The sequence below is a fragment of the Corynebacterium sp. EPI-003-04-2554_SCH2473622 genome, assembly GCF_001665955.1.
GTDB classification, from domain to species: domain Bacteria; phylum Actinomycetota; class Actinomycetes; order Mycobacteriales; family Mycobacteriaceae; genus Corynebacterium; species Corynebacterium pseudodiphtheriticum.
The window spans coordinates 165,828-183,975 of record NZ_LZMN01000041.1 but is presented as its reverse complement, the minus strand read 5'-3'; the positions used below and the strand labels follow the sequence as shown (position 1 = coordinate 183,975).

The 18,148-nt window shown below is 53.0% G+C and carries 17 protein-coding genes and 1 pseudogene; 14 read left to right on the top strand and 4 right to left on the bottom strand.

All coding sequences use genetic code 11. From position 1 onward, the window contains the following. Positions 1-166: 166 nt before the first annotated feature. From A5774_RS04775 to A5774_RS04745, 7 genes and pseudogenes are all read left to right on the top strand, one after another. Positions 167-1,231: pseudogene (locus A5774_RS04775) on the top strand (translational GTPase TypA); the annotation flags it as partial. Positions 1,232-1,321: 90 nt separating this feature from the next. Then, positions 1,322-3,163 (top strand): ABC transporter substrate-binding protein, encoded by a 1,842-nt coding sequence (locus tag A5774_RS04770; protein ID WP_064833584.1) that lies wholly within the window; start codon positions 1,322-1,324, stop codon positions 3,161-3,163. Positions 3,164-3,223: 60 nt separating this feature from the next. Next, entirely contained in the window at positions 3,224-4,075 is an 852-nt protein-coding gene (locus A5774_RS04765) for a PIG-L family deacetylase (RefSeq protein WP_064833582.1), read from the top strand. 92 nt (positions 4,076-4,167) lie between these two features. Further along, entirely contained in the window at positions 4,168-4,437 is a 270-nt protein-coding gene (locus A5774_RS04760) for a hypothetical protein (protein WP_126849615.1), read from the top strand. 22 nt (positions 4,438-4,459) lie between these two features. Beyond that, the gene (gene fdxA, locus A5774_RS04755) at positions 4,460-4,792 is read left to right on the top strand and encodes a ferredoxin (RefSeq protein ID WP_021353038.1); all 333 of its coding nucleotides are present in this window, start codon (positions 4,460-4,462) and stop codon (positions 4,790-4,792) included. 85 nt (positions 4,793-4,877) lie between these two features. Continuing rightward, entirely contained in the window at positions 4,878-5,972 is a 1,095-nt protein-coding gene (gene dapC / locus A5774_RS04750; RefSeq protein ID WP_064833580.1) for a succinyldiaminopimelate transaminase, read from the top strand. A gap of 95 nt (positions 5,973-6,067) precedes the next feature. Then, positions 6,068-6,571, top strand: coding sequence for a GtrA family protein (locus tag A5774_RS04745; RefSeq protein WP_156519545.1), 504 nt, complete (start codon positions 6,068-6,070; stop codon positions 6,569-6,571). Positions 6,572-6,625: 54 nt separating this feature from the next. On the opposite strand, the gene dapD is transcribed toward A5774_RS04745, so the two are convergent. Both dapD and A5774_RS04735 read right to left on the bottom strand, forming a co-directional pair. Beyond that, on the bottom strand, positions 6,626-7,597 hold the full coding sequence (gene dapD, locus A5774_RS04740) for a 2,3,4,5-tetrahydropyridine-2,6-dicarboxylate N-succinyltransferase (protein WP_064833576.1): 972 nt from the start codon (positions 7,595-7,597) through the stop codon (positions 6,626-6,628). 144 nt (positions 7,598-7,741) lie between these two features. Then, positions 7,742-9,148: an amino acid permease gene (locus tag A5774_RS04735; RefSeq protein ID WP_021353042.1), complete on the bottom strand. Its 1,407-nt coding sequence runs from the start codon at positions 9,146-9,148 to the stop codon at positions 7,742-7,744. Between the two features lie 309 nt (positions 9,149-9,457). On the opposite strand from A5774_RS04735, the gene dapE reads away from it, so the two are divergent. From dapE to A5774_RS04705, 6 genes are all read left to right on the top strand, one after another. Further along, positions 9,458-10,675, top strand: a complete 1,218-nt coding sequence (gene dapE / locus A5774_RS04730) for a succinyl-diaminopimelate desuccinylase (protein WP_369707485.1) — start codon at positions 9,458-9,460, stop codon at positions 10,673-10,675. Positions 10,676-10,799: 124 nt separating this feature from the next. After that, a complete protein-coding gene (locus A5774_RS04725; protein WP_051137479.1) occupies positions 10,800-11,561 on the top strand; it encodes a TIGR00730 family Rossman fold protein in 762 nt (253 codons plus the stop codon). Beyond that, on the top strand, positions 11,554-12,378 hold the full coding sequence (folP, locus tag A5774_RS04720; RefSeq protein ID WP_197490255.1) for a dihydropteroate synthase: 825 nt from the start codon (positions 11,554-11,556) through the stop codon (positions 12,376-12,378). The genes A5774_RS04725 and folP overlap by 8 nt, the downstream gene beginning before the upstream one ends. Next, positions 12,375-13,232 carry a glucosyl-3-phosphoglycerate synthase gene (locus tag A5774_RS04715; RefSeq protein WP_231892340.1) on the top strand — a complete coding sequence of 286 codons (858 nt, stop codon included), beginning with the start codon at positions 12,375-12,377 and terminating at the stop codon, positions 13,230-13,232. The genes folP and A5774_RS04715 overlap by 4 nt, the downstream gene beginning before the upstream one ends. A 121-nt stretch (positions 13,233-13,353) precedes the next feature. Then, positions 13,354-13,647 (top strand): DivIVA domain-containing protein, encoded by a 294-nt coding sequence (locus A5774_RS04710; protein ID WP_161970010.1) that lies wholly within the window; start codon positions 13,354-13,356, stop codon positions 13,645-13,647. Between the two features lie 13 nt (positions 13,648-13,660). Next, positions 13,661-14,542, top strand: coding sequence for a methyltransferase domain-containing protein (locus A5774_RS04705; protein ID WP_021353048.1), 882 nt, complete (start codon positions 13,661-13,663; stop codon positions 14,540-14,542). Between the two features lie 40 nt (positions 14,543-14,582). On the opposite strand, the gene A5774_RS04700 is transcribed toward A5774_RS04705, so the two are convergent. Further along, the gene (locus A5774_RS04700) at positions 14,583-16,058 is read right to left on the bottom strand and encodes a GH32 C-terminal domain-containing protein (protein WP_027017718.1); all 1,476 of its coding nucleotides are present in this window, start codon (positions 16,056-16,058) and stop codon (positions 14,583-14,585) included. A 110-nt stretch (positions 16,059-16,168) separates the two neighbouring features. Next, on the bottom strand, positions 16,169-16,798 hold the full coding sequence (locus A5774_RS04695; RefSeq protein ID WP_023019675.1) for an O-methyltransferase: 630 nt from the start codon (positions 16,796-16,798) through the stop codon (positions 16,169-16,171). 319 nt (positions 16,799-17,117) lie between these two features. Here A5774_RS04695 and sigE point away from each other — a divergent pair, with 319 nt between their 5' ends. Next, complete coding sequence (sigE, locus tag A5774_RS04690) at positions 17,118-17,744, top strand: RNA polymerase sigma factor SigE (RefSeq protein ID WP_023019674.1); 627 nt, start codon at positions 17,118-17,120, stop codon at positions 17,742-17,744. The last annotated feature ends 404 nt before the right edge of the window (positions 17,745-18,148 follow it).

Genomic DNA, 18,148 nt, shown 5'->3' with positions numbered 1-18,148 from the left:
GGCATACCTGAGATCGCAACGATGTCACCTGCGATAGCTTCTTGCGCTGGTTTGCGATCGAAGCCTTCTGTACGCAGCAGCTCGGCAACCTTGACATTGGTAGTCTTTTCGTTGCCGTCTTCGTCGTAGTGAATCCAGGCCACCTGCTGCCCTTTGGTAATCTTGCCTGCGTACAGAAGGCTTCGATCGCAAACCAGCGCAAGAAGCTATCGCAGGTGACATCGTTGCGATCTCAGGTATCCCTGAAATCATGATCGGCGATACCGTCGCTGATCCAGAATCTCCAAAGGCGCTACCTCGTATCGCTGTCGATGAGCCAGCAATCTCCATGACGATTGGCGTGAATACTTCTCCGTTGGCTGGACGCGGCGGTGGCGACAAGATGACAGCTCGGTTGCTGAAAAACCGTCTGGACCAGGAACTCATTGGTAACGTCTCGCTGCGCGTTTTGCCGACTGAAAAGCCAGATGCATGGGAAGTGCAAGGACGAGGCGAAATGGCTTTGTCGGTTCTCATTGAGTCGATGCGTCGCGAAGGTTTTGAGTTGACCGTTGGTAAGCCAGAGGTTGTTACACAGACGATTAACGGACAGGTGCATGAGCCTTATGAGATCGTCACGATCGACGTGCCTGGTGAATTCCAAGGTAATGTCACCCAGCTATTGGCAGGCCGGAAAGGCCAGATGCAGTCCATGGACATCAAAGAAGGCGATTGGGTTCGCATGGTCTTCCGTATTCCAGCCCGTGGCCTGATTGGGTTCCGCACACAGTTTATGACTGAAACCCGTGGTACCGGCATCGCGAACTCCATGTCTGATGGCATGGATGTTTGGGCCGGGCAGATCAAGTCGCGCGCAACCGGTTCGCTTGTGGCTGACCGTTCGGGCAAGATCACCCAGTTTGCTTTGATGTCGCTGGCTGATCGTGGCAACTTCTTCGTTGAACCGGGCGCCGAAGCTTATGAAGGCATGGTCGTCGGTGCTAATAACCGTGATGAAGATATGGACATCAACATCACGAAGGAAAAGAAGCTGACGAATATGCGCGCAGCTTCCGCGGACACTACCGTTACGCTGGCAAAAGCTAAGACTTTGTCGTTGGAAGAAGCCTTGGAGTTCTGCGGCAATGACGAGTGCGTTGAAGTAGCCCCGGAGGTTCTACGAGTACGTAAGGTTGAGCTGAACGCTTCTGAACGTCGTCGTGCAGCCTCGCGTGCGAAAAATCAGAAGTAATTCGCAGAAACAGCGGATAGATCCGCACCAACAGCCATGATGCGCAGATTAGGAAATGCCGCCGCGATAGGCGCGGATAAAAATTGGGTGATGAAAGTCACCCGGAGCTATAGATTTCCGTTAGTCATCGTGGCTGCTGCTGGTTTATTGACTTCATGCGTGGCCAACCCAGGGCCACCACCGATCGAAACCGGACAAGAAGCTGAATCTAGTGCGGCGGATGTAGCCCGTGGTGATGCCAAGGCAAGCTCTAATTCCTCGGAAAACCACGCAGGGGCGGATCATGGTGCAAAAGAACGTTCAGGAGGCCGCCGCAATTCGGTAGAAGAATCCCAAGTAGGCATTGGGATTGACCCAATACACAACGGGCTGAATCCACATTTGCAGGCGAACCAACAAGCCGTCGTCGATGATATTGCAGCATTGGCCTTGCCATCTGCTTTTGTGAACGGCGAAATTACGGAATTATTGGACTCGGCCGAAGAAGTGGAACTAACAGGCGTGGACACAGACGCCGTTGCCACAGAGCCCAAACCGGAAGGTGCTGAAGACCAAGTCGTCGTGCAGCGAGTCCGTTACGAAATCGCACAGCAAGCGCAATGGTCTGACGGAACCCCAATTACCGGCGAAGATTTTATTTATTTGTGGCAGCAGATGACGACAACTCCGGGTGTGGTGCGCGCTTCAGGATATTTTGCAATTTCGGACATCACCTCTACCGCCGGGGGCAAAGTGGTTGAAGTTGCTTTTTCCCAGCGTGTACACGACTGGCAAGAATTATTCCATTATCTCTTGCCGGCGCACTTGATGAATGCCCCGTTCGCAGCAGTAAGAGAAATACCTTCCAGTGCAGGTCGCTACCAAATCGACAGTGTTGATTGGGCACGTGGCAAGCTAACATTGCATCGTAATGATCGATTCTGGGGTGCCGACCCGGCCAACATCGACGTGATTGAACTGACAGAGATTAGAAACCCCAGGCAAGGGCTTGATCTCATGCGTTCCGGCCAGATATCGTTTGCAGATCTCACCCCTGAAGAAACCACATTCCTTGCCTACAACTCGTTGCCGGGAACACAGGTTTTCCGCTTCAATACTCCGAGGCAAATGCAGATTGATTTGTTGACGCAGTCACCGATTTTTAGCCAACAATTGGCTCGATCCGAGTTTGCCAGATTGATTGATAGACCCGAGGTAGCCGTACAAGCGGCTGGTCGACGAACGGACGTGAGAGTCCCGGGATATGCAGAATCCGGCGCCCATAGTGAAACCCGAGGTGAGGAAGCACCCGATGCCAACAAAAACACTATTGACGGTGACGCGACTGCCGCGCAAGTGGAACGGTTACGCGAAAGCAGCACTCTGCAGCGCCCACTAAGGATTGCCGCTGATCCCACCGATCCCGTTGCTAGTGCTGCAGCAGCTGCAGTGGTTGATAAGTTGGTCGCGGTGGGAGTCCATGCTGAGGTCGTTGCAAATGATTTTGCTACTATCGCCAGAGAAATGGTGCCAAATGGGGACGTCGATGCAGTGGTGAGTTGGCAAGATACGAGTGCTTCTTCTGTGAACCTCGCCGACGAATTACTCTGTCGTGCCCCGGGGTTGAGTACTGAGAAAGCCGCGTGGATTCCACAGTGCCTACCAGATTTCGACGATGCGTGGATTCAGGTTCTCGAAGGCAGTGTAGATGCCGAATACGGACTTGATTTAGTTAGTAGCTTAGATTCCGAATACGTATTGCAAATTCCTGTGCTCGATGAACGAAGAATCCGGGTTCTGGGCAGTGGGATTATTGGCCCGGAAGAACAGTTAGAGCGGTGGCCAGCTGGGCTGAAATCGGCTCCACAGTGGCGTTTATTGACTGCTGGGGATAAAGCCGGCGTGGGCGGTGTTGGTCGAGGGCTCCAGATAGAAAACCCGCAAGAAGGGTAGTACGTGGACTGGGTACAATCAGATTTCACGGTACCCGGCCCCTATCCTCGGAGGAAGATAATGAAGGTTTTAGCCGTCCACGCGCATCCGGATGACGAATCTATTTGGACAGGCGGGGCGTTAGCACGGTTTGCTAAACAAGGCGCCGAGGTCACAGTGCTGACATGCACGAATGGCGAGGAAGGCGAAATTATTGGCAGGGCGGAACTCGTTGATGATCTGGCTCAATTTCGTTTGGGCGAACTGGCAGAAGCGCTAGAGGTCTTACAAGTTTCTGGCCAACGTTTGAATCTGCGAGACTCCGGTATGGCCGGGGCTGAGTCCGCGCAGCATCCTAACGCATTGGTAAATAATATCGAACAAGCGGCAGCTGCTATAGAGGATTTTCTCCGGGCCGAGGCGCCTGATCTGGTGATTACCTATGGCCCTGACGGGGGATATGGGCACCCTGATCACATTGCCGCACACAATGCTACGCACGAGGCGTTGTCTCGGGTTCATGCATCTGGAATTGATCCTGAAGTGTGGTGGTCAGTGTTGTACCGGCAAGACGTAATAGATGGGCAGCAACAGTTTGTTTTGCCAGAGGGGTGGCAATGGCCGGGGCAGGAATATTTATTTAACGGAACCGATGATTTTGTCGATGTCGGCTTGGAACTCAGCCCAGCTGAAGTGACTGCTAAACGTGAAGCAATGGCAGCACACGCCACGCAAGTTTGGATCGCCGACGGAAGAGCTTCGACCGTCAATCCGGATAGGGTGATGGCCTCTCATGATGATGCCATTGCCGGGGTATACGCCTTGTCGAACCTATATGCTTATCCCATTTTGCGAACTGAACACTATCAGTTGCCGTTTGGTCCCGGACCGGTTGCTCGAGCACAGGAGCAGCACCGGTGGGACAACGCGTAATACGAACCGAATTCAGTCGTAGTGAGGTTGTCGGGGCACTAGCCTGGCTCTGTACTTTTGCCGCAATAGGTGCGGTTTTTTGTCTCTGGTATTTGCCCGCTACCATCACAGTAGAGGTTACGAACCTGCCGTGGACTATTCCATTAGCCTACGGCTGGGTCATGGTTTTGGTGAAAACCGCCACGTTGTGGTCGGCAAACTACCTTATTCAGCTACTGCCCGCGGTAGTCTGGGTGGGAGTAGTTGGGCTGATGTCGCCCACGTCAGCTGCGGTCGCGTACGTGGTGGCTTTGGTATGTGCCGTCTTAGCAGGAGCAGCTTGGTCGGTCATCAAAAACCACAAAGCTGTCGTACCGAAATAGTGAATATCAATCAGGAGAGCCCATGACTTATATCATTGCCCAACCGTGTGTGGATGTGATGGATCGCGGTTGCGTGGAAGAATGCCCGGTCGACTGCATCTATGAAGGCAAGCGCATGCTGTACATTCACCCGGATGAATGTGTGGATTGTGGTGCTTGTGAGCCAGCTTGTCCAGTAGAAGCAATTTTTTACGAAGACGATACCCCTGACGAGTGGGAAGAATATTACGATGCCAACGTCGGATTCTTTGATGACCTCGGCTCACCAGGTGGTGCCGCTGGCTTGGGGCCACAAGACTTTGACCATCCAATGATTGCCAAGCTTCCGCCACAAAACCAAGACGTGGACGCCTAATTGGCTACTTGGCGCGCTTGCCTGCCCAGGGAGAAAAATCCCTTAGCCCACGTCGGTGAATAACTAGCGATTAAGGACCAAAATCATGATGCGTACCCCTTCTCTTCCAGATTTTCCGTGGGATAGCTTGACCGACGCGAAAAAGATTGCGGAATCGCATGCCGACGGGATCATTAACTTATCGGTTGGAACCCCAGTCGACCCAGTAGCCCCAGGCATCCAGCTGGCATTGGCAGAATCCGGTTCCGCACCAGGATATCCACAAACTGCTGGCACTGCGCAGCTACGCGATTCGATTTCGTCTGCGCTGCGGCGTAGATATCACATGCACGTAGAGGCAGTTTTGCCGGTCGTCGGAACAAAAGAAGCGATTGCCTGGTTACCAACATTGCTGGGCGCCAAGTTTGTGGTGATACCGGAGCTGGCGTATCCGACTTATGAAGTTTCTGCGCGCTTGGCAGGAGCAAATGTTCTTCGTGCAGATTCTTTGACACAGATCGGCCCAGCGCGCCCCGATTTGCTGTTTATCAATAGCCCATCGAACCCAACTGGTAAAGTTTTGGGCATTGAGCACCTGCGCAAAGTGGTGGGGTGGGCGCAATCTCGCGGTGTCATTGTCGCGTCTGACGAATGCTATTTAGGTCTCGGGTGGCAGTCTGCGGGAGAAGACGAACCATTGTCTATCCTGGATCCGAGGGTGTGTGACGGTGATACTACCAACTTGATTGCCATTCATTCCTTATCGAAAACTTCTAATCTCGCATCGTATCGGGCCGGATATTTGGCGGGAGACCCGAAAATTATCGACGCTTTGCTGCAGGCACGTAAGCACGCTGGTCTTATGGTTCCGGGGCCAATTCAGGCAGCGATGGTGGCAGCCTTGGACGACGACGCCCATGAGTTAGCACAAAAACAGATTTACGGTGAACGGCGAGCTAAGCTGCTTGGCGCGTTATCGGACGCTGGTTTCCGGATTGATAATTCTGAGGCCGGGCTGTATTTGTGGGCGAGCCGCGATGAGTCCTGTCGTGACACTGTGAACTGGTTTGCGGAGCGTGGCATTCTCGTTGCTCCCGGAGACTTCTACGGCCCTAAGGGTAAAAACCATGTGCGTATTTCGCTGACCGAAACGGATGAGCGTATAGCAGCCGCGGTTTCGCGACTGTGCTCTGATAAATAGTGGCTTGGTCAATCGTCGAAAGGGACTTTGTGGCCGAAACTTCTCCGAAGACGGTGCAGACGTTAGCGAGCCTCCGTCAATTCATCCAATTTGGGATGGTCGGTGGCTCCGGAGTGATCGTCAACCTCATCGTTGTATATATTTGCAAAAAATTCGCAGAGGTGGTTTTTGCGTTAAACGAGCGTGAGGTTTTTCTGCCACTTTTGGGCACTGATTTCAACATCCGCTGGTATAACGTTTTTACCGTGGTGGCGTTCGTCATTGCGAATATTTGGAATTATCAGTTGAACCGGTCGTGGACGTTTAAAGGCGTGTCTTCGGTGGGGTGGATTCGCGGACTTGTGCCATTTATGATCACTGGCATTGGTGCTCTTGTGGTATCACAGATTGTTTTGGTGTTGCTCATGAACCCAGGCTCGCCAATTGCACTCTCAGAAAGTGTCTTTGACGATTCCACTGGGCTGCGCACGAAGTTTTATTGGGCCAGTGCGCTGTCGATACTGGTTTCTATGCCAGTTAATTTCGTGATTAATAAATTTTGGACCTTCCGAAAAAGCCCAAAGGGGAGCCGAGTGGTTCTCGACTCCCCAATATCTTAGGTTGCGGTGCTTTCCGTCACCGGAAGCTATGCCGAAGCGCTTCGGTTTTAGCCCTTAATTATTGTGTAGTTCCTCGTTGAGCTGGACCGCCGAAGCCTTCCATTCGGTGGCCTCCACAGAACCGGAGACTGAATTGCGGCGGTACAAAATACCGCTGGCACCACTGAGGGTGCTGGCCTTGACCGTTGATCCATGAGACACTCCGATGGCTTCGGCCACCGGTCCGAAGACGGTGAGCTTTGTGCCGCCGGTGATATACAATCCGGCCTCTACGACGCAGTCGTCGCCCAAGGAGATACCGATTCCGGCATTAGCACCAAGCAAGCAGCGCTTACCGACGGAGATAACCTCTTTTCCGCCACCGGAAAGAGTGCCCATGATCGAAGCTCCGCCGCCGACGTCAGAACCGTCATCTACGACTACACCGGCAGATATCCGGCCTTCGACCATGCCGGAGCCAAGAGTACCGGCATTGAAATTGACAAAGCCCTCGTGCATGACGGTGGTACCTTCTGCGAGATAAGCGCCGAGGCGTACCCGGTCTGCATCACCAATGCGCACTCCTGATGGCACTACGTAGTCGACCATACGCGGGAATTTATCGACAGAGTAGACGGTAACTGGGCCACGGCTTGCCAAGCGGCCTCGCACCATTTGGAAATCTTCCACTGCGCATGGTCCGTAGTTAGTCCACACAACATTTGCTAACAGGCCGAATAAACCCTCGAGGTTCTGCTCATGGGGTTTGATCAAGCGGTGCGATAGCAAGTGCAGGCGCAGGTAAGCGTCGTAAGTATCCTTGGGGGCTTGGTCTAAATCGGCGATGTCAGTACGCACAGCTATACGCGCGACCCCTCGCTCTTCGTCTGGCCCCACCAGGTCGGCGAATTGTTGGGGAACCTCGTCTAGTTTGCTCGTTTTGCTGGAGGAGACGGATTCTCCGAGCTTTGGTGCGGGATACCAGACGTCGAGGACGGTGCCGTCATGAGTGACAGTCGCGAGTCCACGTGCCGATGCTGAAGTCATAGAAAAGCTGCTACCTATTCTGTTTCGGAAACTGTCAAAGCAAGTCACAAGCGCGCAAGTCACAACTGTGCATGTCACAACTGTGATTGCGGGTGCAATTGTGGCTTGCTATCCGAGTTCGAGCATACCCGAAATATTGTGGTTTTATTGCTTAACGACGTTGGATAGGCCTTTGCGTTTGCGGTTTTGTCCCACGAATATCGAAATGATGAGCAACCCCGAAAGCAGTACAGCGACTGCTAGTAGTTGACCGCGCGCTCCTGGGTCGGTCAGCATGAGGATCATGATGCCAGCCAGCGCAGCCAACGAGATATATGCGTCCCATGGGTAAAAACCGGCGTTGAGTTCTCCCAGTTCTCCGTTGCGCTTCATCACTGGGTGCAATTTCAAGTACGACAAAATGGTGAGAATCCAAATTACCAACAAGCATCCGCCCACGGCGTTGAATAAGAATTCCAGTAGCCCAGGTGGATTCCACCATTGCAGTGCGACTGAACCAAAAGCGAAGATAACTGAGAGAACGACCGCGTTTTGTGGTGCTGATGCCTTGTTGACCTTGGAGAAAATTGCTGGGGCATTTCCATCGCGGCTCATGTTAAATACCAGGCGCGAGGTGGCATAGATCTGTGCGTTGAAAGCTGAAAGCAGAGCGATAACGATGATCAATTCCATGAATCCAGCTGCCCCAGGGATATTAGCCATGGACAGAATCTGGGTAAACGGTGAGTCTGCAGCAACGTCTGCGTCTTGGATGGAATCAAAAGGTAAGAGCAGTGTGATGACCAGTACGGATCCGATATAGAAGAAAAGAATACGGAAAATGATCGCATTGACTGCTGTCTTGACGTTTTTTGCTGGATCTTCTGATTCTGCGGCAGCAATGGTCACTAGTTCGATGCCACCGAATGCGAAAGCAACTGCCAATAGGCCAGCGGCAATGCCGGAGAGACCGTTAGGGGCAAAGTTTTCAATGAACTCGCCGGGGTTAGCGCCTGTAGCATTCGGCCACAAGCCGAAAATCAGTAGCAAACCTATGCCAATAAAACCAATGATCACCACAATTTTGATGATGGCGAACCAGAACTCAAATTCACCGAAACCACGGACGTTAGCGAAGTTCACCAGAGCAAAAAGGACAACAACGACGAGGGCCGGAATCACTGGTGCAATACCAAACCAGGCACCAATAATCGCTGATGCTCCGGTGATTTCCGCTCCCATCACCATGACTAACATGAACCAATAAATCCAGCCGTTGGTGAATCGTGCCCAGTTACCGAAAGCCATGCCAGAAAACGTCGAAAAAGAGCCCAATGATGGCCGGGCGGCGGCCATTTCACCCAACATGCGCATGATCAGGGTGACAAGAATTCCGGCGACGATATAGGACAGCAATACTGAGGTGCCGGAAATTTGGATTCCCAGACCGACCCCTAAGAACAGCCCTGCACCGACAGCAGAACCCAGCCCCATCATGGTCAGATGGCGGGTTTTCATCAGGTTCGCGCCCTGTTTTTTCGCTGGTGACGCCCCAGCTTGCGGTTGCGACATGAGTTGCGCCTTTCTTTTTCTCTTCGGCCGGTCCCGCTATGGCCGGTCGATCTGCGTCCGATGGCTCCGGTGACTGTTGCTTAAAATGAACAATCGCTTTGCAGAATACTCAACACCCTAGTCCAGAACGTTTTCTTGCTCACGATACGGGGCGAAGTAAATGCCGGTTACTTGTCCTCGGATGGTCCGGATCGTGGACTCACGAGCAAGAAAATATGCTAGTTGCTGCGGTATCGAAGGGGAGTGAACCGGCAGTTTGTGCAAAATAGGGTGCGAATGCAGACCGCAAGCGCGGTAGGCTTGGGCACTGTGAAGACACCACTCGAGCAAAAACATCAGTCGTCTAGTGAACAAGAAGATAGCTCGCGGAATTCCGGGGAGCAGGCTGTGCCGTACTTAGATTTCGATGCTGACCCAGTCTCTTTGACTGCGGCATTGGTAGACATTGCATCACCGTCCCATGATGAAAAGAATATTGCTGATGCCATCGAATCCGCGCTCTACGCAGTTCGGAAGCATGCAGCAATCGATTTTGTGGTGCAGCGTTATAACAATACGGTCTGCGCAAAAACCAATACCGGGCGTGATACCCGCGTTGTTCTCGCAGGTCACGTGGATACCGTTCCTATTGCGGATAACGTGCCGCACCATTTGACTGAGGATGCGAATGGGCAAACAATCATGCATGGCTGCGGAACTACCGATATGAAATCTGGTTTGGCTGTTTACCTACACGTTTTTGCGCGGTTGGTAAAAACCGGCAATCTTTCGTGCGATCTCACGATGATCGCCTATGAGGGCGAAGAGGTAGCCACCAAGTACAACGGTCTGTACCATCTGCAACGCGATCACCCTGAGTGGTTGGCTGGCGACCTGGCACTACTGGGTGAACCATCAGGCGGCATGATTGAAGCCGGCTGTCAGGGAACTCTGCGGTTGAAAATCTCTGCGCGTGGACAACGCGCGCACTCTGCTCGGTCATGGTTGGGATCGAATGCAGCCCATACTCTGGCGCCGGTGATGGTCAAAGTCGCCGATTATGAGGCACGTAAAGTGACGATTGATGGCTGTACTTATCGCGAGGGCCTCAATATTGTGCACCTGGAAGCAGGAGTTGCGACAAATACTATTCCGGATGATGCATGGATGTTCGTGAATTTCCGTTACGCCCCGGACCGTAGTGAAGACGAAGCACTCGCACACGCACTCGAGGTATTGGGGCTTAGAAATCTCGCCGACGATTCGCTACTGAGCGTGGAAATTGATGACAGTGCAGGCGCAGCGTTACCAGGCCTGGGGGCGCCCGTCGCTAAGCGCTTATTAGAAGCGGTAGGCGGAAATTATCGCGCGAAACTTGGTTGGACCGATGTAGCTCGGTTCAGTGCGCTAGGTGTGCCAGCCGTCAACTTCGGTTGCGGGGACCCAGGATTTGCGCATAAACGCGATGAACAATGCCCGACAGCGCAGATTACCCAGGTAGCGCAACAACTTGTTGACTACCTCCAGAAAGAGGAATTACCTTCCTAATATGGCTGCAGAAACCCCCAAAGAGCGTTCAGTGCCCCCGCATGAACAATGTTCCCCGCATGCAGATTACTCCGCCCACGAAGCTGACAATAGTGATGCAAGGCGTGACGGCCAGCGTCGGGAAATGAATATGCGGGGTCCGGTGATCACGCGCGACGAAAACCTTTCGCAATCAACTTATGACCAGCGCTTATTGGAACGCAGTGCTGACCATGACTGGATGCATGCCGACCCCTGGAGGATCTTACGCATCCAGGGCGAATTTGTATCTGGCTTTGATGCCTTGGCGAAGTTGCCGAAAGCGGTGACGGTTTTTGGTTCTGCCCGAATCCCACGCGGGCAGGAATACTACGAGTGGGGCGAGCAGATCGCTGCCAAACTAGTTGAGAATGATTACGCAGTGATCACCGGGGGTGGACCAGGATTGATGGAAGCCGCCAATAAAGGAGCCTTCGAATCCGGTGGCCGGTCCGTGGGGCTAGGCATCGAGCTGCCATTTGAGCAGCAACTCAATGACTATATTGGGTTAGGTATTCATTTCCGCTATTTCTTTGCACGCAAGACCATGTTTTTGAAATATTCCCAAGCATTCGTCTGCTTACCTGGAGGTTTGGGAACGCTCGATGAGTTATTTGAAGTCCTGTGCATGGTGCAAACCAAAAAAGTTACTAGCTTTCCGATCGTGCTTGTCGGGAAGCAATTTTGGTCTGGCCTGGTGGATTGGTTGCAGCAACGTCTGGTCGCAGAAGGTATGATCGATCAGGCCGATCTAGATCTCTTCATCGTGACTGACGACGTAGACGAGGCTATTGCCCATATTGTGCGCGTCCACGAACGTTTTACTGAGACGAACACCGCAGATAGTAAGGCTAGAGTTGATGACTGAGATCATGGCGATTATTAATCGCACCCCAGATTCGTTTTATGATAAAGGCGCGACTTTTGCCGAAGATTCCGCGTTGGCACGTGCACAACAAGCCATTGCCGATGGGGCGAGCATTATCGACGTTGGAGGAGTAAAAGCTGGGCCCGGTGACGACGTTGATGTCGCAGAGGAAATCGACCGGGTAATCCCAACGATCGCTGCTGTGTATGAGCTAAACCCTAACGTCACCATTTCTGTGGACACCTGGCGTGCTGATGTCGCCGAGGCAGCGATTGGCGCCGGAGCTAGGCTCATTAACGATACGTGGGCCGGATATGACCCAGAACTCATTGAAGTTGCCGGGGCACACCGGGTCGGATACGTTTGCTCGCATACCGGAGTCAACACTCCGCGCACCCGCCCACATCGCGTGCACTACGACGACGTGGTAGCTGATGTGATTGCACAGACCACGTCATTAGCAGAACGTGCCGTAGCCTGCGGTGTGCCGGAAAATAAGGTCTTCATTGACCCCACGCATGATTTCGGAAAAAATACCTTTCATGGGCTGGAATTATTGCGCCGTTGCGATGAACTTGTTGCGACCGGATGGCCGGTTCTTATGGCACTGTCGAATAAAGATTTTATCGGCGAAACATTACAACGAGCGCCCCGTGAGCGAGTCGTCGGGACACTGGCAGCAACCGCATGGGCTGCTGCTCGTGGGGTAGCAGCTTTCCGCGTACACGAGGTGGCAGAAACTCTCGATGTCATTAAAATGACAGAAGCAATTGCAGGTTTACGCGCGCCTGAAGACACCATTCGCGGGCTATTATGATGCAGGCTACCGACTTCATGCACCGCGTAAGCGTAGTGATCCCCGCACTCGATGAAGAAAATACTGTTGGGCAAGTAGTGGCTGCAATTGCTGCAGAGCAGCCTGGAGAAATCATCGTTATCGATGCTGATTCTTCCGATGCCACTGCCCATCGTGCGAAAATTGCTGGTGCCAAGGTTATTAACTGGCAGGATGCTGCGCCGGGCCGCGGTGTGCCAACACAGCCAGGCAAAGGAGAATCGTTGTGGCGTGGAGTTGCAGAAGCATGCGGGGATTATGTCGTATTTGTCGACGCCGATTTGGTAGAGCCCCCTGCTGAACTAGTCGGCAGACTTGCGCGACCATTGGCAGAAGATAGTACCAAGCAACTTGTGAAACCAATCTATCGTCGGGGCTACCAGGGTGCCGATAGTGGCGGCGGACGGGTGACGGAACTAACTGCGAAACCCCTGCTAAGACTACTATTTCCGCATTTGGCACACATCGCGCAACCTTTGGGTGGGGAATATGCGATTCGACGTTCAGCGGCGTTAACGCTTCCTTTTGTCGGTGGATTTGGTGTCGAAGCTGGATTGTTGATCGATATTGCTGGCGCCTATGGTGCTGCTGCTATTACTCAGGTAGAGCTAGGTACCCGACATCATCGGAACAAACCCCTGGCAGAATTAGCCCCAATGGCAGATGTAGTTGCGGCCACAATTCTTGGACGGGCCGAACAGTATCCTTGCCTTGGTTCAGACAAACTAGGACGAACTACCGAAGCGACACATTTAAAGTTGAATGGGGCAATATCAGCGCTAACGCAGACACAAAGTCTAGAACGCCCGAGTCTATCTGACTATGGGGTCTGCTAAACCGGCATGAGCATTCTAGATAATTTCGTAGACTACTAATGACAAGGAATAATTCGGGCCGATGTTTCTATCATGGATTTTTCTAGTGCTCATCATCGCGGTTCTCGTAATATTGGGAATTGTGCTCTGGGCTAAATTTTTCGGCATTCATGACTTGGCAGCCCACCCTGGTAGCGCACAAAGCAGTGGGGACTCTGCAGATGCTGCACACCAAGAGACGGAGAGCCAGATTGTTTCTGCTAACCGAAGAGCTGTCGCACACGGGCAGCTTGCAGCGGTGGAATTTTCGGTTGTGCCGCGTGGCTACCGTGCGGATCAAGTTGATGCGGTACTAGCCGAATGTCAAGCAGAAATAGACCGCCTGCGTGCGCAACAAGCCCCGCATGCACAACGTGCACAGGATACTGAGAGATAAAAGGAAGAACGAGATGCTCCATGAGGTAGTTGACCTGCTGGCTGATCCGAACGATGGGACAGCGTTGCACGGGGAAGATGAATTTCGCCGTCTAGTATCCGAATCTGGCCATAGTTTCGACGTTGCTAAACAAGGCTACGTTACGCTGCTTCCGGGGGCGGGCCGCAAGCACGATGGTGATAGCGCAGCAATGGTGCAAGCGAGGGAAACGTTTCTTTCGCACGGGCATTTTGCGCCGTTTGTGGAGGCCGTCACTTCTGCGATGGTGGCGGCGGTTGATTTGGCTAATACTGCAGCATTGACCGGTAGCGATCATGCCCCGGTAGTTATTGAGTCGGGCGCAGGTACTGGATATTACTTGTCACATACTCTCGATAGCATTGCAGGAGCACGCGGGATAGGGCTGGATATTTCCACCCCGGCCGCGAAACAACTAGCTAAATGCCATCCGAAAGCAGGAGCTGTGGTCGCAGACGTGTGGCAACGGCTACCAATCGCTAGCGCTTGCGCTGATGCTCTTTCTGTGGTTTTTGCTCCACGGAACATGCCGGAATTTGCACGGGTGCTCAAACCTGGTGGTCAACTGGTTGTGCTGACTCCCCATGCTGGGCATTTGCAAGAATTGCGGGAACCTTTGGGCATCGTTGACGTGGAAGAAGACAAGGTTGCTCGGCTACATGACCAAGCCGAAGGACTATTAACTTCATTGGACGATCCGACGTTCGTCGAATTTACGATGCGTTTGGATAAGTCCTCGATCAGCGCCCAGATTGGCATGAGCCCGTCCGCGCGCCATATTGCTGCTACAGACTTGGAAAAGCGTTTAGCGAAACTACCGGAAATCATGACAGTGACTGCGCGGGGGCGCGTGGACTGCTTCAGCAAACCCGCTTGAGCGCAGCTCTTCACATGCATCGAGCATGGGGAGTTTAAATTTAGGAAGCGCTGCGGTGCCAGTCGCGCTCTATTTTCGCATGCCCAGTAGTTTTAGCTTCAATCGCAGAGCATCCACCGTCGAAATATACGCGCGAAGTCATTGCCACGCAGCCGCCATCCGCGAAAACTTCGACCGTGGAACCATCAACAATGATGGTCAAAGAATCGCTGTCGCCATCGGCAAGTTCTGCTACAGCGGGGGCTTCGTCCCGGTATCGATCACTAGGACCGACGCTACGGTCAATGCTTAGCGTGTCACCGGAATGCGTGATACGGGCAGTTTCTTTGCCGTTGGAGTCCATTAACGACACCGTTAGAGCGGAACCTTCATCGGCCGGAACCTCACACAAAACGGTGTAGCCATGTGCTCGCTCAGATGCAGATATAGCTTCCGGTAGCCCAGCAGGTGGTGTTTGGTACAGCAGACCGTCCTGCAGAGAAATCATGCGTGGCAGCGTTAAAGCATTCGCCCAACCTTCGTCGGTAAGCGAAGGATGCTGGGTTGGATCGTCGTGTCGACCTACCCCGTTGATGAATCCAAAGAGAGCGGCTTCTGTGTAATAATCAGCCGGGTTTGTCGAGTTATTCGTGGATCCCCGCAGGGTAGTGCCTGTGGTCATGTTGGTGTTGCGTGGGCGTGTGAAATCATGGCCGTGGTCGATACGGCGGAAGCCACTGCGCACATGGTAGGTTGTCCCGCGTAACGTGCCGACGAGGTAACCGGAAATATCCACGCCAGCGCGCTCTAGAGTGAGCAATAAAATATCATAGATTTCGCCGTCGACCTCATCACGCAAACGCAAAATACGTGGGGCAACGATAGTGGAGAGCTGGCCTTCTTCCGGGGAAAGATCTAAACCGAGCTCACCCTCAAATTCCAGTTCCCCTTGGAAATCCCAAGACTGACCATCCTGTGACGTGGCGATAACCGGGGTAGGAGTCTCCGCATCACCAGTTAAAGCCAACATCAACCAGCCAGCATGCCCAGCTTCTCGATTGACCGGGGTTTGCCAATTCGGAACCACACACGGTGAACGGAAACGTTGGAAACCTTCCTGATTTTCGAGCACCGCCGAGACACGATTGATCGCTGGGTTTAAGGCTGTGTGTTCTTCAGACAGCGGGCAATCCGCGGTAAGCTCATTCATCTTTGCGAGCTGAATATTCGTGCCAGCGGAAGTTACCGAAGTGAAATATAAGTTGGCATCTTGTGTGCCGTCTCCGTCGATAGGAACCACAGAACCAGCACGAATCGTCAGCTCCCCACCGACCGGTGCTAATACGTCATCGCATTCGAACCACGAGAACGGATCACCTTGAGAGATCGTATGTGCCCAGCGTGCCGGTCCCGGAACCTCGGGGCGGTACTGATAGAACACGTGCCAATCATTACCGTCGAGCAGAACTCCAGCAGGGGCATCTAGCACGCCACGTTCTGGGGTGATGTGGAGTTCCGGTCGATGGATCTCAGTCATGATTTCTCCTTGGGTCTTTGAACTCACGACCAGGGTAGTGATGTTTGCAATGTCTTGCAGCAGGAATGCCTGCTAAAAGTGGGGCACTGCAGGTCAGGATAGGTTTGTGCTTACAGTTTTGTGACCAGAGTCAACCCTGAGCCCAGGGGTAGGCGGGTGACGATAGCGTCGTCGAGTTTCCTGCAGTATTCATCTGCGGTTTGTGCAGCGTGGGTTGCGCGGTCGTTGCGTGAGGAGTCACCAATGGTGCCGTCGAGAAGCGAATTTGCCAGGACTAAGGTGCCTCGGCGCCCCAATAATGGCCAGGCGGTTTCGACCAATTTCGGGAGATCGGTCGACGGTACGTCGGCATAAATCACTTGGTACGAGGCTGCAGCCAATCTTCCCATTACGTCGAGTGGACGTGACGGTAAGAAGCGGATTCGCGAAGCACTGTATCCGGCTTCCCGAAATGCATGTTTGGCATGTCGCTGATGTTCCACCTCGGGGTCAATGCAGGTCAAAACTCCTTTTTCGGGTAAGCCTTGCAAGAGATATAGGCCAACCACGCTTGACGCTGGGCTGACTGCGATTACGCCTGCGCTTTTTGGGTTGTCTGGATGCGTGGCGCTTGCAGCGAGGGTGGTTAAAAGTTGCCCGACAGTAGCATCCGGGGCAGGCAGCGAATATTCCTGGGCGTGGGCGAGTGCAGCCTGCAGGCCTTCAGAAACCACCGCGGTGGAGTCAATATATCCGAGCATGGCTGAGACTGGTGAAGTGTGCGGAGAATTCTCTGAAGTAGACACACCAACAGTCTAAATATTTTTTGCAGTATACGCTGCAACGTGGCGCGGGTGATTAGCGAAAACCGTTGCTAAACGCCTTTAGTTAAATTTTTCCCAAGCAGCAGCGAGTGTTCATAGTCCTCTCCAGCGTGCTTTGCTGTGTTATTTTGCTGAAGACTTTGTCTGTAGTGTTTCTCGGTTGTTGCGGTGCATAGCGCCTGGTTGGTGCTGTTAGTGGTTCACAGTGATAACACAGGTAGTAGGTTGGCTTTCTTGAGAGACTTGTAGCACAATCATGCTTATGACGATCCAGGATGGCGCCCCAGGGAGCATAGAATCCACCGCGGAACTGCGCGGCACCGAAGCATTCGATGAAGGTGTTGGTGCGATGCCAAACTGGGACGAGTTAGTGGTTGAGCACGCTGATAGCGTCTACCGCTTAGCGTTTCGTTTAGCGGGAAATCCACAAGATGCTGAAGACCTCACGCAAGAGACATTCATGCGTGTATTCCGCTCGCTGCAAAATTATCAACCCGGTACTTTCGCTGGTTGGTTGCACCGGATCACGACCAACTTATTCTTAGACATGGTGCGGCATCGCTCCAAGATTCGTATGGAATCGCTACCAGAGGATTATGAGCGTTTTGCTGGTAACGGTATGACGCCTGAACAGGCTTATAATGTCGCCAATTTGGATCCTGCGTTGCAAAAAGCATTGGATGAGCTTGCACCGGATTTCCGAGTCGCAATCGTTTTGTGTGATGTCGTAGGGATGAGCTATGAGGAAATTGCCGCTACGCTGAGTGTGAAGATGGGCACCGTGCGTTCCCGTATTCACCGCGGGCGTTCACAACTGCGTGCCTACCTAGAGCAAGAAGCGACCCACAACGAAGAAACCCAGATCTTGCTGCGTACACGTTAGTAATGTGGACGTGGCTAACCTGAGTATTCACGAGGGAGGCGAGTCAATTTTTATCATGACGCCTGCAGAATCCGGCCCGGAGAAAAAGAAGCGTGTCGCAAAACCCCGCCGTCGATTCGACCATCTAGGACCTGAGGCCATCACCGCGTTTGTGGACGGGGAAATGACACGCAAATCAGAACACAACGCACGGGTACATCTTGTGCTTTGCGAAAGTTGCCGTGCTGATGTCCATAGACAACGTCGCGCAGCCCAGGCTTTGCGTAGCTGCAACGGTGATCAGCAGGTGCAAGTGCCTGAATCGTTGTTACACCGACTGCGAGGGATAGCGGATGTATCTAACGATTCCCAATCAGATGATGCCCGATGTGAAAAAACACAGTCCGATTTGCTGCGTCGTCTTG

What these genes read in the sequence shown, in the direction of transcription:
- dapC (WP_064833580.1), top strand. Translation starts at nt 4,878, where the DNA reads ATGATGCGTACCCCTTCTCTTCCAGATTTTCCGTGGGATAGCTTGACC.
- folP (WP_197490255.1), top strand. Translation starts at nt 11,554, where the DNA reads ATGACTGAGATCATGGCGATTATTAATCGCACCCCAGATTCGTTTTAT.
- A5774_RS04705 (WP_021353048.1), top strand. Translation starts at nt 13,661, where the DNA reads ATGCTCCATGAGGTAGTTGACCTGCTGGCTGATCCGAACGATGGGACA.
- A5774_RS04725 (WP_051137479.1), top strand. Translation starts at nt 10,800, where the DNA reads ATGAATATGCGGGGTCCGGTGATCACGCGCGACGAAAACCTTTCGCAA.
- A5774_RS04695 (WP_023019675.1), bottom strand. Translation starts at nt 16,798, where the DNA reads ATGCTCGGATATATTGACTCCACCGCGGTGGTTTCTGAAGGCCTGCAG.
- dapD (WP_064833576.1), bottom strand. Translation starts at nt 7,597, where the DNA reads ATGACTTCAGCATCGGCACGTGGACTCGCGACTGTCACTCATGACGGC.
- fdxA (WP_021353038.1), top strand. Translation starts at nt 4,460, where the DNA reads ATGACTTATATCATTGCCCAACCGTGTGTGGATGTGATGGATCGCGGT.
- A5774_RS04735 (WP_021353042.1), bottom strand. Translation starts at nt 9,148, where the DNA reads ATGTCGCAACCGCAAGCTGGGGCGTCACCAGCGAAAAAACAGGGCGCG.
- A5774_RS04770 (WP_064833584.1), top strand. Translation starts at nt 1,322, where the DNA reads ATGAAAGTCACCCGGAGCTATAGATTTCCGTTAGTCATCGTGGCTGCT.
- A5774_RS04745 (WP_156519545.1), top strand. Translation starts at nt 6,068, where the DNA reads ATGGTCGGTGGCTCCGGAGTGATCGTCAACCTCATCGTTGTATATATT.
- A5774_RS04715 (WP_231892340.1), top strand. Translation starts at nt 12,375, where the DNA reads ATGATGCAGGCTACCGACTTCATGCACCGCGTAAGCGTAGTGATCCCC.
- A5774_RS04765 (WP_064833582.1), top strand. Translation starts at nt 3,224, where the DNA reads ATGAAGGTTTTAGCCGTCCACGCGCATCCGGATGACGAATCTATTTGG.
- A5774_RS04700 (WP_027017718.1), bottom strand. Translation starts at nt 16,058, where the DNA reads ATGACTGAGATCCATCGACCGGAACTCCACATCACCCCAGAACGTGGC.
- sigE (WP_023019674.1), top strand. Translation starts at nt 17,118, where the DNA reads ATGCTTATGACGATCCAGGATGGCGCCCCAGGGAGCATAGAATCCACC.